The organism is Mycoplasmopsis maculosa (genome assembly GCF_900660665.1).
In the GTDB taxonomy this organism is placed as follows: domain Bacteria; phylum Bacillota_I; class Bacilli_A; order Mycoplasmatales; family Metamycoplasmataceae; genus Mycoplasmopsis; species Mycoplasmopsis maculosa.
Window position 1 is genome coordinate 557,072 of sequence record NZ_LR215037.1, and the last position, 16,875, is coordinate 573,946.

The following is a 16,875-nucleotide window of genomic DNA, read 5'->3' on the forward strand; positions in this document are numbered from 1 at the left end:
TATAATAAAAGAGTACAACTTAAATTTTATCTTACACAAGAATTGTACAACTTAAAACAAAGCGCAACTTATAGTTGCGGCTGTACTCGCCCGCATAGCGGGTTTTTTCTTATTTTTTGTAAATATTACCTAATATATCAATTTCTAACGGGATATAATTATCGATCAAAACATTAACTGAAGGCATATTTCTATAATTTGAATTTTCTTTATTTTTATCTATTCTATTCAATTCAATTCTTTGAGCATTAGAACCTGTTACATATCAAATTGTTTCATCGTTTTTTCTTTGAAAAATAGATCCTTTTTTCAAAATCATTACAGGTTTTGAATCTAAACTAATATTATTTTTTATTTTTATTTTATTTAATTTTTCTTTTATTAATTTGTCTTCATTAATAAAATTAACTTTTTCTTTTTTAAATTTATATATCTCTGGATTAACTCGAATTATTGAATATTTATTCTTATTATTTTTGTAAACTAAAACCGAAATCCAATTCATATTTTCATTAAAGGATTTATTATTTTGTTTTTTATTTAAAAATATAGTTTCAACTTTGCTATCTATATATTTAAGATTTTTAACAACTGAATAACTTGTTTTTTCATTGTTATGAATTAATAAAACTTTTTTTGCTTGCAATAATTTATCTATGAAATCACCGTTAAATATTTTTTTCTCTTTTAAATCTTTCATATACTCTTCAAAAGGTGATTTTTTTTCTTTAAAGTTTAAAAATATTTCATTTAATTTATTGTATTCTTTAATACTATGTTTATAAATTAATAAATCACTTTTTTTATTAGGGTCGATTCCGAAGAAATTTTTAAAAGGTTGTGTTTCTTTAGCGCTATTTTTAGCTCTCTCATCTTTTTTTATTAAATTAAATTTAGCAATTTTATAATTAATATTTTCTAACGATAATAAACCATATAATTTTTGGTTAAATAACTCTTTATTATTGTTTGTAACGGGTTTTCTAGAAAATGCAATTTCATTATATTTATTTGTTATTTTTTCATCACAAATATTAACTATTTCATTTATTTTAGCTAATTTAACTGCTTCCTTTGAGTTTTTAAAATCGTCAAATTTTAAAATTTCTCCTGTCAGCCTATCAACAAGTGAAGTTTCCCCGTTATCATCAAATAATTCATAATGTAAACTATCTATTTTTAAATTTTTAAGAGAAGATTTAGAATTGTTTAAATATAAACCTATAATTGATGCATCAATAGCATGATGACTATAAATATTTCTATCTTTTATGTATCAATCATAATATGATTTATTTTTTAATAGCTTTTTAGCATTTTTTCTAATATAACTAGTAATTTGTCCATTTATAGCAGAAACATTAAAACAATTATTATTAGCTAATGAATAGTCTTTTAAATAATTTATAAATAGCTTTGTAACATATCTTGTATCATTTAAATTTCTACTTATAAATTCTTTTTGTTTTGTTGAAGATAAATCTTCCAATAATAAATTATCTAACTTATCTTTAAGTTCTTTTTTGCTTGTAAATGGGAAAGTATTTTTAGTTAGTCTTTTTTCATTAAAAATATCTTTACATTTTTGAATATATTTATTAAATCATTCTGAATTTCTTTTAACAAATGTATATGCTAATTCATTACTTTTTAAACTATTATTTTTTGATTTTGTAATAACTTTATTTGATCTACTATTATTTAATGATTGTGAATATGGAATTATATGGTCAATTTCAGTATAACTAGGATTATTTATTATTTGATAAACATCTAATTCTTCACCATCATATATATCAATATGATCTTGTTGTTCTCATAAAATCAATTTTTCTAAAGTATTATTTTTATAGATTTCTTCTTTAATATTTTTATCTTCTAATAATTTCAATAATCATTTTTCTTTATCATTTGTAAAGTTTTCCAACATAGAATTAACATAATCTTTATAACTTTTAGAATTATTTTCTCTTGCCATTTCAACATAAATGTTTTTAATTTCTCATTCATTTGAATATAATTTTTTAATTTTATTAAAAACTTTAATAGCTTCAATCATAGGGTTTTTAACATCTGAGGGTAAGGCAAAATTATTAATACTTTTTTCATTTATGTATTTAGTTTGTTTAAAACTATTTTTCAAAGCAATAGTTTTATCTCTTATTTTGTCAAATTTAATTTTTATACTATTATCAGAAGTTTTTAACATATTATCTATAAACATTTTTAATGCTTTTTTAGAATAAGAACCAACTTTACTCAACATGAGTTTTTTTGAATTTGCTAAAATATTTATAAAGTCATCATTAAAATATTGACCAAATATTTTGCTTTCTTTTAAAATAGATTTTAAAATAATAATTCTTTTTTCAATATTTTGTTCATTATACAAGCAACTAATGATATTGTCTAATTCGTTTATAAATAGATCTAAACTTTCAAAAGAAATAAAATTGCTAATATTTGGCATTGTTTCTTTAATGTATTTAATTAAAGTAAATAAATTTTCCAAGTTATAAATAGACTCGTAATTAAATTTTCCGCCATCCATAATTTGTAAATTATTTTTATCTAAATATAAATTAATTGATTTATTTAAAACTTTATTTTTATTTAATTCTAAACTTATAGTAGGATATTTAATTTTGCTTTCTCACATTTTTGAAAATATTAAATTTAACAATTCTATTTTAGATTCATTGTCAATTTTTCAATCTTTTATATGATTAAAGCGTAAATTATTAATGTTTTCAAGTAATGAAAAAATTTCATATCTTATTGAATGAGATAAATCTGCTTTTTCTTCAGGAAAAATTTCACATTTTTTAGTAGTTATATCTCAAAGATTTTCACCAATTTTTTCAACAATGCCATCTTTATTTTTTCTATATAGACCATATTGTGTAGGGCTGTTTTCGCTTCCTGGACCTTTTGAAAATTCTCTTACTGCTTTAAATAAATTATTAATATATGTATTTTTAAAATCTTCATTTGTAATTTTTTGAATGTTAAATAAATGTTCTATTTCTTCGACTCATTTTGGATTAGATATTTTCTTTCCTTCATATAATTCACTTCTTGAGAATTTATATTTATCGTACATTTCTTTAATAATAATCGAAGGGAATTTATTATTTTGTTCACTTAATTTATTTATTTCTTCATTATTTCGATTCTTGTTATTATCATCTTTATCAACATAGAAATATCCTCTATGTTTTAGATAACTATGCAATACAAAAATTAACTCATCAGAAGTAATTTGTTCACTTAAAGCTTTAACTTTTAAATCTAAAATATTTGAATATTTAGTAGATAAATATTTAATGGTTTGCTTAACTTCATCTACATTATTCTTATTAAATAAATCCTTAGTTCTTACAATAAGTCTATAGAATTTTCTATTTCTATATTGCATTCTTCTTATTCTTCTTCTAAGAGATCTTTTAATGCGTCTTTCTCCGGCTTGTTCTTTATTTACTTGTTCAAATAATCTAACGCCTCATTTTAAAATATCATTAGTTTTTTCGTCAATAACGGCTCATCCAACTGAACCAACACCTATGTCAAAACTTATTGAAATATCTTTTTTGCTCATTTTTCTCCTTTTTTATATATTTTTATATTAAATAAAAAATATAACTGTTTTTTAATTTTGATAAATTCTATGGAAATTTTCATAAAAATAATAAAAAAACATAAGCTTGTAAGCTTATGAAATTTATTATTTAATTATTTTTCTAAAACCTATTTTATTAAGTTGATCAATTACTTCTTTCGAAGTTTTATCAGAAACTTTTACAACAACATTTTTAATATTTGTGTTATTAAAAGCATTATTTTCAATTTTTGAAATTGATTTAGAAATAATTAATTCTTTTAAATTTTTTAAATTATTAAATGTTCAAGCAGGAATATTATCAATTCCGTTAGTAATATTTATATATTCAAAATTAGGACTATCAGTAATGTCATATTCCTTTAAAACAGTATTTTTCGACAAAATAATTTTATTTTTATTAAAAGGAATATTAATAATATCACTTAAACTTTTGTTATATAAAATTCCGTCAAAACTTGAAAATCAAAAATTGCCTGGTTCTACTTTTATTGAACTTAATTTTTTAGCTTTCAATGAGCCTTTTTTATCTTCGATTATCCTTACGGTTCTAGGTAAAGTGAATTCATTATTTTCATAATTTTCAGGAACCAATATCAATTTTGTAAAATTCTTGTTATATAAAATTCCGTCTTTTGAAGAATAATATTTATTTTCTGGATCCACTTCAAATCACTTAACTTTATGCAAACCACCAGCATAGTTTATTTTTTCTATATTTTTACCAACATATACTGTATCTGATTTTTTAAGTAATTCTTCTGATATAGAAACTACTTTCAATTCATCATTGATAATATCTTTTGGTTTGTCTTTATTAGAAATAGAACTTAAAACTGAAACACCATAATTATATTCATATTTAAAATCATCAATTTTGTGCTCTACATCAATAATTTTAAAAGTTCTATGATCTTTAGCAAATTTTTCTTCACTTAAATTAAAGTAATTAAAAGTCGCATCTGAATGATAGTATTGTTTAGTTTGAGAATTATAAACTAAGTTTCATTGATGATGCCCATATTTTGATCATCCTATTACAATAGAATTTTTAATTCCAACAGCGTCAAGCATAGCTTTATATAAATTACTATAGCCTCCACAAACTGCAAATTTTTCATGTAAGACATCTTGTGGCTCTAAAGCTGGCATTCTTGATAAGTCATGAGCATATTTAACATTTCTAACAATTCAAGTAAAAATAGTTCTTACTACTTCATTTTCTGTTTTAGCATCTTTAGTTAATTCTTTAGTAAAATCAATAATTTCTTTTTTATTATTAGCAGTGTAATTTTTTGAAGAATAATCTTTTACCAAGGTTGAATCTACTAAATTCATAAATAAATTAGCTTCTAAATTTGTTTTTAAATTATTTTCATAATCATTATTTGTTTCAATTTCTGAATTGCTATTTTTATCATCAAAAATAGGTTTTAAATCTTCTTCTGACATTTGAATTCTAGGCAATTTTAAATAATTTTCTTTTGCATTTTTATAAAGTAATTCAAGACTATTTATTTTTTGTTCTAATTCATTTTCATCATAAGTTATTTTATTAATTTGATCTAATTCCAATTCATTTTTAAAATTTACCAAAATATCTTTGTAATAGGTGTATGAAATATCATTTAATTCATTATTAATAAAATTTTCAGTCTCATTTTTTAATTCTAAAAATTTTTGTTTTAAATCAATAACATCAGGTTTTTTATTCTCTATTGGGTTCGATATTATTACTTTTTCTTTATTATCATTTTCCTTTGGTAAATTTGTTGTTTTTGGCTCTTCATTTTCATTATTTGTTTTAATTTCGTTATTAACATTTTCTTTTTCATTAATAGAACATGAAACTCACATCAAAGGAGTTGTTAATAAAATTGAAGAGGCTAATAAATTTTTAAAAATTAAGTGTTTCTTTTTCATAGTTTAATTATAAACTTATAAATTTATTTATTAAAAATTAATTTATGTTTTAAAAAAATAAAAATTTAGAAAAAAGTATTATTTTTTGTATTTTTTTACTTAAAAAATAAACTTTTAAAAATTTTTATCACTAAATTTGTAAGCATTTCCATAAAATAAATAATTTCGTAAGAACTCAAAAAGCATATTAATATATAATATTAATGCAAATTAAAATAATAAGACATTTGCATATTGTCAATTTAAGATTGATATCGTTAAATATAAAAAATATTAATTATTATGGAGGAAAAATGAACTCATCTTTTGATTCAAAAGACTACTTAAAAAAAGTTGATGCTTGATGAAGAGCAGCTAACTATTTATCAGTTGGTCAAATGTACTTAAGAAATAACCCATTGTTATTACAACCTTTAAAATCTGAAGACGTTAAAGTTTATCCAATTGGTCACTGAGGTACTGTACCAGGACAAAACTTTATTTATGCACACTTAAACAGAATTATTAACAAATATGATGTTAAACACATGTTATATATTGAAGGTCCAGGACACGGTGGTCAAGTTATTTCATCAAATGCTTACTTAGATGGTAGCTATACTGAATTATTCCCTAATGTTACACAAGACATTAAAGGTATGACACACTTATTTAAATACTTCTCATTCCCAGGTGGTACAGCTAGCCATGCTGCTCCTGAAACTCCTGGTTCTATTCACGAAGGTGGTGAATTAGGATACTCATTATCACATGCTGCTGGTGCTGTTTTAGATAACCCAAATGTTATTGCTGCAACAGTTGTAGGTGATGGTGAAGCTGAAACAGGTCCTTTAGCTGCTGGTTGATTCTTAAATGCATTTATTAACCCAGTTAAAGATGGTGTTGTTTTACCTATCGTTCACGTTAATGGTGGTAAAATTTCTAACCCTACTTTATTCTCAAGAAGAACAAATGAAGAATTAACTCAATACTTTGCTGGTATGGGTTGAAAAGCTTTAATTGTTGAAGGTTCAGAATACATGCCTATGCATGAAAAAATGGCTAAAGCTTTAGATGAAGCAATGGAAATGATTATTAAAATCAAATTTGACGCTGCTAAAGTTGGTGCTGAAAAAGCTTCAAGACCAGTATGACCTATGATTGTTTTAAAATCACCAAAAGGTTGAACAGGTCCTGCTACATGAAAAGGTGAAGCTATTGAAGGAAGCTTTAGAGCTCACCAAGTTCCAATTCCTGCAAAAGCTGAAGCTATGGAATATGCCGGTGACTTAGAAAAATGATTAAGATCATACAAACCAGAAGAATTATTTGATAATACAGGTAAATTATTACCAGAAATTGCTGAAATTGCACCTAAAGGTGATAGCAGAATGGGAATTAACCCAGTTGGTAATGGTGGTGTTAATCCAAAACCAATGGAATTAATGGATTGAAAACAATTTGCATTAGACATTAAAAAACCTGGTGAAACAATTAACCAAGATATGGTTACATTAGGAACATACTTTGGTGAATTAACTTTAACAAACAAAGATAACTTTAGAGTTTTCGGACCAGATGAAACTAAATCAAATAGACTTTATAATATGTTTAAATACACAAATCGTCAATGATTAGATAAAATTCACCCAGAATACGATGAATTTTTATCACCAGTTGGTAGAATTATTGACTCACAACTTTCAGAACACCAAGCTGAAGGTATGTTAGAAGGTTATGTATTAACAGGTCGTCATGGTGTATTTGTTTCTTATGAATCATTCTTAAGAGTTGTTGACTCAATGTTAACTCAACACATGAAATGATTAAGAAAAGCTTCTGAACTTTCATGAAGAAAAGATTATCCATCATTAAACTTAATTGCTACTTCTAATGCTTTCCAACAAGACCACAACGGTTACACACACCAAGACCCAGGTTTAATTGGACACTTAGCAGATAAAAGACCAGAATTCATTAGAATTTACTTACCAGCTGATACAAACACTTTATTAGCTACAATGGATAAAGCATTTAAAGAAAGAGAAGTTATTAACTTAATTATTTCTTCAAAACAACCACGTGAACAATTCTTTAATAAAGAAGAAGCTCAAGAATTAGTTGACAAAGGTCTTAAAGTATTTGATTGAGCATCAACAGTTTCAATGAACGAAACACCAGATTTAGTTGTTGCTGCCTCAGGTACAGAAAGTACAATTGAAGCATTAGCTACAATTAACATTCTTTTAGAAAACAACCCAAGCTTAAAAGTAAGATTTGTTAATGTGTTAGACTTATTAAAATTAAGACACCCAAGCATTGACCCTAGAGGTATTTCTGATGAAGAATTTGATGCTATCTTTACAAAAGATAAACCAGTTCTTTTTGCTTTCCACGGTTATGAAGCTGTTTTAAGAGAAATCTTCTTCAAACGTAATAACAGAAACTTAATAGCTCACGGTTATAGAGAAAATGGTGATATTACAACATCATTCGATATTCGTTTATTAAGTGATATGGATAGATTCCACATGACAATTGATGCTGCTAAAGCTATCTATGGTGAAAAATCTAAAGAATTAGTTGCAAAAATGGAAGAAATGATCAAATACCACAAAGAATACATCAAAGAATATGGTACAGACATTCCTGAAGTTAAAAACTGAAAATTCACTCCAGTTAAAAAATAATAAAAATTAAACATAGGCATTAGCTTATGTTTTTTTACTAAAACTACTATAAATAAGATTTTTTTGAAAAAACTATAAATAAATTTTTCAAAAAAATAATTTGAATAATTGTTATAATAGTAATGCTCGGAGAGAAAAAAATGAAAAAAATACATAAAATGATTAATTCAGCCTCTATTATAACCTTATCAAGTTTTTCAATTGTTACAATTTCATCAACTACAAACGAAGAAAATAATAATCAAAACTTAGATCAAATTAAAAATAAATATATAGAAGACTTAGATTCAATTGATTTTGATAATAATTTAAAAATTGATTATAAAGAAAAAATTAATTCTTCTACAACTGAAAAAGATTTAAATGATAACTATAATACTGGTTTAAGACTATATAGAGATAAATTAATAAAATCTGCAGAAATAAGTGGTCTAACAGAAGCAAAAATAAATGAATTGATTGATAAAGCAAATAATTCAACTACTTTTAAGGAAATAAATAATGGTTTTATTTTATTTCATAAATATATAAGTGATTTAGGAACGCCAAAATCTTTTATAATAACAACTTCAATAACTTTTTCATTATTAATGGTTTTATTAATAATAGGTACTTCTGTTTGATTATTTAAAAAATATAGAAAACGTTAAAGTTTTATATTTTTTTACAAAAAATAATTTTAATTAAAAGTCTAGATGTAATATTTATACAATATATAAACTTTTACAACAAGCGACCAATAAATTTTGGTTGCTTTTTTTAATATTTGCTTAACAATCTTTTATAACATTTATTTAAATAAAAAAATTAAAAAAATAGAATTTATCATAATTATTTATTAATTTTATTTATTAAATAAAACTCATGAATGTTCAAATATTTAATTATTTTATATAATTAAAATATTATGTATTTACAAATTAGGAGATAATATGATTTTAAATAATAAAGAAATTAAAAAATTTTACGAAAAATATATTTCAGATAAAAATAATAAAGTTATAGAAAATGCTATAACAAAAAATGGAATTTTTAATTCAACAATAAATAATGATATTTACAGAAAACATAATCATGAATTTAATGTTCAAGTGAAAAAAGGTGGTATGACAAACCAAAAAAGTAGTGGTAGATGTTGAATTTTTTCTTCAACAAATATGCTTAAAACTAAAATATTAGAAAAATTGAATGTTGAAAGTTTTGAGTTTTCTGAAAACTATCTATTTTTTTATGATAAGTTAGAAAAAGCTAATACATTTTTAGAATTAGTTATTGAAACAGCAGATAAACCTTACGATAATAGATTATTACAAAATATTATGTCTTTTAGAGTAAGTGATGGTGGTTATTGAGAGTGAGCTCAAGGATTAATAAAAAAATATGGTTTAGTTCCTAAAAGCATAATGGATGATACTTACGATGCCCAAAATTCAAATGGATTAAATCAAGTTTTAGACTTTCATTTACTTTCAGCTGCTCATAAAATTAGAGAAGCTTTTAAAAACAATGAAAATATAGAAGAATTAAGAAAAATAAAACATGATGCTTTAGAAATTGTTTTTCAAATAAATGCTAAATCATTAGGGCTTCCTCCAATTGAATTTACTTTTGAATACAGAGACAAAGATAAGAATTTTCATAAAATAGAAAACATAACACCTTTAGACTTTTTAAAAGAATATATAGGGTTTGAATTTTTAGATAAAATAAATCTTATTCATGATCCAAGAGATATTTATCCAAAAAATAGAGTATATCACTCAAAATACTATAAATCAGTTATTGAAGAAAAATGCGTTCAATCATTAAATACTAATATAAACGAAATTAAAGAAGCAATTGTAAAATCATTACAGGCTGGAATTCCTGTTTGATTTGATTGCGATGTTTCTTTATTTATCGAACCTAAAGCAGGAATTTTTGATACAGATATCTATAATTTTGAAGATTCTTTAAAAATATGAAATTCAATAAGTAAAAAAGATAGGGTAAACTTTAAGTTTTCTACCCCAAATCACGCAATGACTTTTGTTGGTGTTGATTTAGATAAAGACGGAAAACCAATAAAATGAGAAGTCGAAAACTCTTGAGGGGAAGATAGAAGACATAAAGGATATTTCTCAATGTCTGATAAATGATTTGATGAATTTTGTTTTGGTGCAATAGTAGATCCAAAATTCGTAAATAAAGAAGTATTAAAAGGTTTAAATGAACCTGCAATAGAATTAGAACCATGGGATCCATTAGCTTAATAATATAATAAAAAAGGAATAAAATGGAATATCAAGAATTCGAACAAACCTTAAGACAAGTGTTATTGGATAATAATTCTAAAAAAATGATTTATAAACTTATAGATGCTCCTTATAGATTTAACTCATTGATGCACCCTTTTGAATTTAAAGTTAAATTTGAACAAGCTTTTATAAGAAGTCAAGAAAATAAATATTACAATTTTATTAAAGATTATGCTCTTTTATTATTTAACAAATATGGCTATAAAACAATGGAAAACATTATAAAAATAAATAAAGTAGATAAAAATGATCCTCAACTTTTTATAGTACAAAATTTAAGATTTTCACATGTTTTTTTAGATGAACAAAATAAAAATTTATATTTAGTTTTACAAAAGAAAAGAGATACATATTCTTTAAACGAAAGTGCTAAACTTTTATCTAAATTAAAAGAAATGGCAAACGATGTTTCTGATTTATATAAGGAATTCAATATAAAAGCTTTTATATGATTTACTGAGGTTGATCATAGAAAAAATGAAGAATTTTATAATACAAATACTTTTATAAATGAAAATGAAAAAGTTACATGTTTAGCAAGATATTCATCTGAACTTTTTGCAGAGTTAAATCATAGTGAAGATTGAGATCAATTTGAAATTTATTTAAGTAAATTTAAAAATTATAATTATCAGGATTTTTTAAAATTACCAGATTTAGATACTGATAAAGAAGCTTTGGAAACTTTAGTAAATTTAAGTAATTCAGCTTGAGATAAATTGAATTCATTAGAACCTATATATATAAATATTCGTAAAAGTATTTTTAATGAACGTTCTGAAAATTCAAACTTATTTAAAGCAAAAAAAGAAAGAGAAATAATTCAAAATAGTTCAGATGAAGATATTTTAAAAAATGAACTAATAAAAGAAGGTTTAAGATAAAATAATATTAAAAATTCTTTTTTAATATGAATTTAATTAAACTATTGATAAAATTAAATTATTAATAATTTATATAACATTTAAATAAATATTTAAAAGGAGAATAATTATGGCAGGACATTCACACGCAGCCAATATTATGCATAGAAAAGGTGCTCAAGATGCAGCAAGAGGTAAAGTTTTTCAAAAATTATCAAAAGAAATTTTTGTTGCAGCTAAATCTGGTGGTGATCCAGAAATGAACCCATATTTAAAATTAGCTATTGCTAAAGCAAAAGCTAAAAATATGCCAAAAGATAATATAGAAAGAGCTATTGCTAAGGCATTAGGAAATTCAAAAGATGGATCATCATATACAGAGACATTATATAATGCCACTATAAGCGGTGGTGCTACATTTTTAGTTGTTACATTAAGTGATAATATTAATAGAACAACAGGAAATGTGCAAGCATATTTTAATAGACAAAATGCTAAATTAGGTAAAACTGGTACAGTTCCTTTTCAATTTGATCATAAAGGTGTATTAGAAATTTCTAATTCATTAATTGATGAAGAAACTATAACACTTTTTGCTATTGAAAACGGTGCAGAAGATATTCAAGTAACAGATGAATCATTTATTATTACAACTACACCTGAAAACTTTAATAATTGTAAAAATGCTATCGAATCAAATTTAAATATCACAGACTTTTTACAATGTGAAGTTACATATATTCCTAATTCTATGGTTTTATTTGAAGGCGAAAAAGCAGATAAAATAAAAGAATTCATAGCAAAACTTGAAGATGATGATGACATTCAAGAAGTTTTCCACAATATAGAATTTAACGAGTAAGCATGCAGCAAATTGCAGATTATTTATTAACTAAAATACCTGATAACAATAATTTAGTTTATTTTATTTTAGTACTTATAGTAACTGCCGGTTTAATAACTTTACCTTTAATTGTAACTTTGATATTTGCTTTTACTAAAGAAAAGCTAAGTCAAAAAAGTAGTGTCTTACTTTATGCTTTTATTTGTGGCTTTTTCATAACTATGGCTTTATTTGGATTTTTAAAAGAGTCTTTAGAAGTTACTAGTTTAGGTGCCGGGAAAGCATTATATTCAAAAGGACAAATTTACGGATTCAACATACTTATAGTTGGATCTGGATTAATAGGCGGCTTATTATTTTCATATACAGTTAGAACATTAATTAGATTAGCATCTAAACGCAATATAGCTAAAGATCATGAAGCAGCAGTATTTTTGCATACCCATGATATAGCTCATGATCACAGCGAACATAATCACAATAAAATAGCTCCTGATGAATTAGACTTTCACAAAAAAGAAAGTGAAAGCAATCCCTCATATAAATTAGTAGCTATTTTACTTCTTTTAATACATCGTATACCTGAAGGATTATTAATAGGCTATTACATAAGCAATTGGGTAAGCGGAACTCAAAATAACTTTAATTCATTAGAACTAGTTTTCTTTTTATCAGCTATTTTACACTTAATACCAGAACAAATATTATTTTACTATAGACAAAGAGAAATGGGTTGATCTAGAGCTAAATCAATTGCGGTGTCTACAGCTTGTTTATTGCTATTTTTACCAGCTATTTATATAGGAGTATATATAGGAGGTTCATTAAATAACGCATGATGATTTAATGGTCTTATTTATGCTTTTATGGGTGGAACTTTTCTTTTTACATCTATAGTAGAATTTTTCCCAGAATTTTATCATTCTCATCATAATAAAAAATTATTTAGATGAACACTAATTTTATTTATGATTGGAATTATTATAGCTGCTATAATACTTTCAATTCATAGTCATACTCATTAGCACATTTTTATAAAATAAGGTTATCTTATTTTATTTTTATTTTTTTAAAAAAATTATACTTATTAAAATTAAAAAGGTAAAAATAGCTTGAAGAAAAAATAAAACAAAAGGCTTTTTTATAGGTTTATTAATAATTGAAGCGTTTGCATCAGCAGGTCTTGCACAACAGCTTTGTTAGTAAATGTTTGCTCAAATAAAAAAGAAAGTTAAAATAACTTAATTAAAAATCCTGTAGTTACAATAGATAACACAAAAAAGTAAATAAAAATATTAGTAAATAAAATATTTTTTATTTCTTATTCTTTACAAAATACCACGAAACAACTACAATAAGCAAAGTTAATATTAATGTGGCAGAAATTGATAAGTAAATAACTGGTGAAATACTTTTTTGATTTTTTTCTATATTATTATTTTCTTTTTGAATCGATAAATTATTTAACTCAATGATTTCATTTTTAAAGTCTTGCTTTGTTCTATCTATAAAATTTTTAAAATTAAATTCCTCATTTAAAAATATTTTTTTAACAAAATTAGAAATTTCATACTTATATTTATCAATTAATAATTTATGATCAATTTTTTTATATTTATTTATAAAATCTTTTGAAAAAATAATGAAATCTTCAATATATTTTTTTATAACCAAAGATTCAACTTCTTTTTTAAAATTATTAAAATTTAATAAGACTTCATTTTCACTATCTGTTTTTTTAAGATTTTGTAAATAAGCATTCTTTAAAACAACAATGTCGGCTTCATTTAATAATGAATTAAACAATATTTTAGAAGAAAATTCTTTTATTTTATTATCGTACACTTTATCTAAATTTTTTCTTATACCTTTTTGAACAAGCGGGTTTTCTTGATTAAATATTTCATTTTTTATTTTTAAAATTTCAAAAGAAATCCAAGAACTTGTTCTTGTAACAAATTCTTTATTTATTTCAGCTATAATAGAATTAAGAGAATTTAAATAAGAAATAAATTTTTCATTTAAAGCTTTTTTATACCAATATTCGTCTTCAAAGAATTCGTTTGAGTTTTCTCCTTTTCTAAATGAATTTATTTCTGAAATTAAATTATTAGTTTCTTTTTCAAAATGAGAAAAATAATTTTCATTATTTTTGATTTCGTTATTATAATGAAATAAAAGTTTTTCAATCTTGCTTACATAAAAACTATATTCGTGTGGTTCATATTGAAAATTACTATATGATTTTATTTTTTCTAATGATTCACTTATAGTTTCCAAATTTTCATTTTCACTATATTTTTCCAATATGTTTGCGTATTTATTTTTTAATATTTTTAAATACTCAAGTTTATATTTAGAAATAGTATCTTCAAGTCTACCATTTCAATCATTTTTACGCTTTTCACTTTTTTCTAAATACTTATCATAATTCAACTCAACATCATTAAAATAATTTTCAAAATATTTTCTTCCATTATCAACTTCGTGCAAAAAGAATATTTCTGATCCAAAAATTGATTCACCTTTTGAATTATAAGCATTTGAAATTTTTACTTTTCCGTCAATATCTGCTACATTATATCTTACTAATGATTGTTTAGGATCTGCTTTTGAATCTTCTGAATCAGCAATATATAAACCTGATAGTTTTCCGTCTTTAAAGTCTGCTCCTCACACGTTAACAATATGCCCAAAATTATCATTAATTCTAAAAGAAATTCCTAATGCCTTATTTTCCAACAAAGCTTTTTTTACTTTTTTTCCTAATTCTTCAACATTTTTAAAATTATCCGTTTTTGTAGCTAATTTGTTATTTTTAAAAACATCATTAAAAAAACCGCCTCTTTTATCTATATTATTTTCATTTCAAACATAATTATTTGGGTAATTATATCCATTTATCATCATGTTAAATAATTCTTCGGTTCTGGCTAATCTTCCAGAAAATAAATTTTTAAAATAATTAAAAAAACCGCTTATACCCTCGTTTTTTTCATATGTATCAAATTTAGTTATATTTTTACCAGAATTTTGATTAAATTGTAACTCATAATATTTTTGTATATTATCTCTATTATTTAACATAAATCAATGTAAATAATTAGCAGTGACAGCGGCACTACATAAAAATACATCTTTCCCTAATTCACTATTAAATTCCTTATTGCTATCAAATCAATTTACATTAATAGGAGGCGCATAAATATATGAAAGTATGTCTTTTGAATCATCATATGTATGTTTATAAATTTGAAAATCACTTATTTTAGGTGGAATAATACCTTTTGCTCAAAAAAAACTCATAATTATTGTTTTCTTGATCATTTTTATTTAACATCTCTTTTATTTTATTGTTTAGTTCAACACTATTATTAGCAGTATATTCTTCATTAATATTTGAACTAATAAATGAAAAAGCTACAGAATTAAAAATAATAGGTGTTATTCAAAACTTAATTTTATTTTTCATAGTAAACACCTCGGTTAATTAACTTATATAAATATTTTAGCAAAAATAATAAATACTATAAATGTGAGTTTTAAAGATACCGATAATAAAATCTTATTCTTTTTTGCATTTTTAAAAAAACACTCTTTATATTAAACATAAAAGAGTGTTTTTGTGAAAACTAAATATTTAATTTGCATCGGGTTTATTTTTTATTTTTGTTTTTTTATGTTTTACAAAATATCATATTAAAATAACAATTATAAAAAATAAAATAAGAACTGCTGGAACTAATAAATATATTAAAAGATTAGAAGATTTTATATTTGAATTTTTATCTACTTCATTATTAGGTTTCTCATTATTATTAGTGGTGTTAGTAATATTAGAATCTTTATTATTTGTGTCTGAATTAGAGGCGTTATTATTATTGCTATTATTTTTGTTAATAATTTCTGAGGCAGTTTCTACACTTAAATTTTTATTTTCGTGTTTTCTTATTTCTAAAACTTTTTCTCTAATTGAATCTAAAGTAGTATTTAATTTAATATCACTTGGATTTAAACCATTATTATTTTTAAATAATTCGTCAGCTAAACTAAATAGGCTTTCATCCTCAGGATTTTCACTTAAATATATTAAAGCTTCAAATTCAATTACAACAACCTTAAATAATGATTGGTCTTCAATAGTTATATTAAATATTGGAAAAATTGCTTCTTCAATTTTTTTAGAGTCTTCGAGGTCGTTTAATGATTTAACTTTTTCTCTTAAGTTAGACTTTAAAAAACTTTTATAACTATAATTATTTTTAATATATATTTTTATGTAATCATTTCAAATTATTCCTAGATCATTAAAAATATATTGATCGCTTTTGATATTAATATTTTTGTTAACATATTTTTCAAAAGGAAGATCATTAATATCTTCTTCAATATTAAGCATCTTTTTTAAAATAGCATAATCTAATTTAATAGAATCATCAATATGATTAACAATATTATCATAATAATTATAAAATTCTTCTAATGATTTAAATGATTGTCTTTCATTAAATTTATAATCAGGTTTGTCTAAAGGATCATATTTTTTATCAAGCGAACTTATATTGTTTTCTTCATATCTAACACTATTTGAATAAGTAAAACCACTTATTGCACTAGTTACATTTCCCAATGAATTAATTATTTTTAAAATACTTTTCAT

Annotated in this window: 11 protein-coding genes; 6 read left to right on the top strand and 5 right to left on the bottom strand. The window is 23.2% G+C overall.

What is annotated here, in order from left to right; genetic code table 4:
- Positions 1-109: 109 nt before the first annotated feature.
- Both cas9 and EXC47_RS02355 read right to left on the bottom strand, forming a co-directional pair.
- Positions 110-3,598, bottom strand: a complete 3,489-nt coding sequence (cas9, locus tag EXC47_RS02350; protein WP_129646764.1) for a type II CRISPR RNA-guided endonuclease Cas9 — start codon at positions 3,596-3,598, stop codon at positions 110-112.
- Positions 3,599-3,724: 126 nt separating this feature from the next.
- A complete protein-coding gene (locus EXC47_RS02355; protein ID WP_129646766.1) occupies positions 3,725-5,542 on the bottom strand; it encodes a transglutaminase domain-containing protein in 1,818 nt (605 codons plus the stop codon).
- A gap of 293 nt (positions 5,543-5,835) precedes the next feature.
- On the opposite strand from EXC47_RS02355, the gene EXC47_RS02360 reads away from it, so the two are divergent.
- The 6 genes from EXC47_RS02360 (at position 5,836) to EXC47_RS02385 (ending at position 13,240) form a co-directional block, all read left to right on the top strand.
- Positions 5,836-8,211: a phosphoketolase family protein gene (locus tag EXC47_RS02360; RefSeq protein ID WP_129646768.1), complete on the top strand. Its 2,376-nt coding sequence runs from the start codon at positions 5,836-5,838 to the stop codon at positions 8,209-8,211.
- A 140-nt stretch (positions 8,212-8,351) separates the two neighbouring features.
- Positions 8,352-8,861, top strand: coding sequence for a hypothetical protein (locus EXC47_RS02365; RefSeq protein ID WP_129646770.1), 510 nt, complete (start codon positions 8,352-8,354; stop codon positions 8,859-8,861).
- A 282-nt stretch (positions 8,862-9,143) separates the two neighbouring features.
- Positions 9,144-10,463: a C1 family peptidase gene (locus EXC47_RS02370; RefSeq protein WP_223211706.1), complete on the top strand. Its 1,320-nt coding sequence runs from the start codon at positions 9,144-9,146 to the stop codon at positions 10,461-10,463.
- 23 nt (positions 10,464-10,486) lie between these two features.
- Entirely contained in the window at positions 10,487-11,392 is a 906-nt protein-coding gene (locus tag EXC47_RS02375) for an HpyAIV family type II restriction enzyme (protein WP_129646774.1), read from the top strand.
- Between the two features lie 109 nt (positions 11,393-11,501).
- Positions 11,502-12,233: a YebC/PmpR family DNA-binding transcriptional regulator gene (locus tag EXC47_RS02380; RefSeq protein WP_129646776.1), complete on the top strand. Its 732-nt coding sequence runs from the start codon at positions 11,502-11,504 to the stop codon at positions 12,231-12,233.
- Between the two features lie 2 nt (positions 12,234-12,235).
- Positions 12,236-13,240, top strand: coding sequence for a ZIP family metal transporter (locus EXC47_RS02385; RefSeq protein WP_129646778.1), 1,005 nt, complete (start codon positions 12,236-12,238; stop codon positions 13,238-13,240).
- A gap of 289 nt (positions 13,241-13,529) precedes the next feature.
- Here EXC47_RS02385 and EXC47_RS02390 read toward each other — a convergent pair whose 3' ends face one another.
- The 3 genes from EXC47_RS02390 to EXC47_RS02400 form a co-directional block, all read right to left on the bottom strand.
- A complete protein-coding gene (locus tag EXC47_RS02390) occupies positions 13,530-15,521 on the bottom strand; it encodes an IdeS/Mac family cysteine endopeptidase (protein ID WP_165255949.1) in 1,992 nt (663 codons plus the stop codon).
- On the bottom strand, positions 15,484-15,687 hold the full coding sequence (locus EXC47_RS02395) for a hypothetical protein (RefSeq protein WP_129646782.1): 204 nt from the start codon (positions 15,685-15,687) through the stop codon (positions 15,484-15,486). The genes EXC47_RS02390 and EXC47_RS02395 overlap by 38 nt, the downstream gene beginning before the upstream one ends.
- Positions 15,688-15,855: 168 nt before the next feature.
- Positions 15,856-16,875 (bottom strand): hypothetical protein, encoded by a 1,020-nt coding sequence (locus EXC47_RS02400; protein ID WP_129646784.1) that lies wholly within the window; start codon positions 16,873-16,875, stop codon positions 15,856-15,858.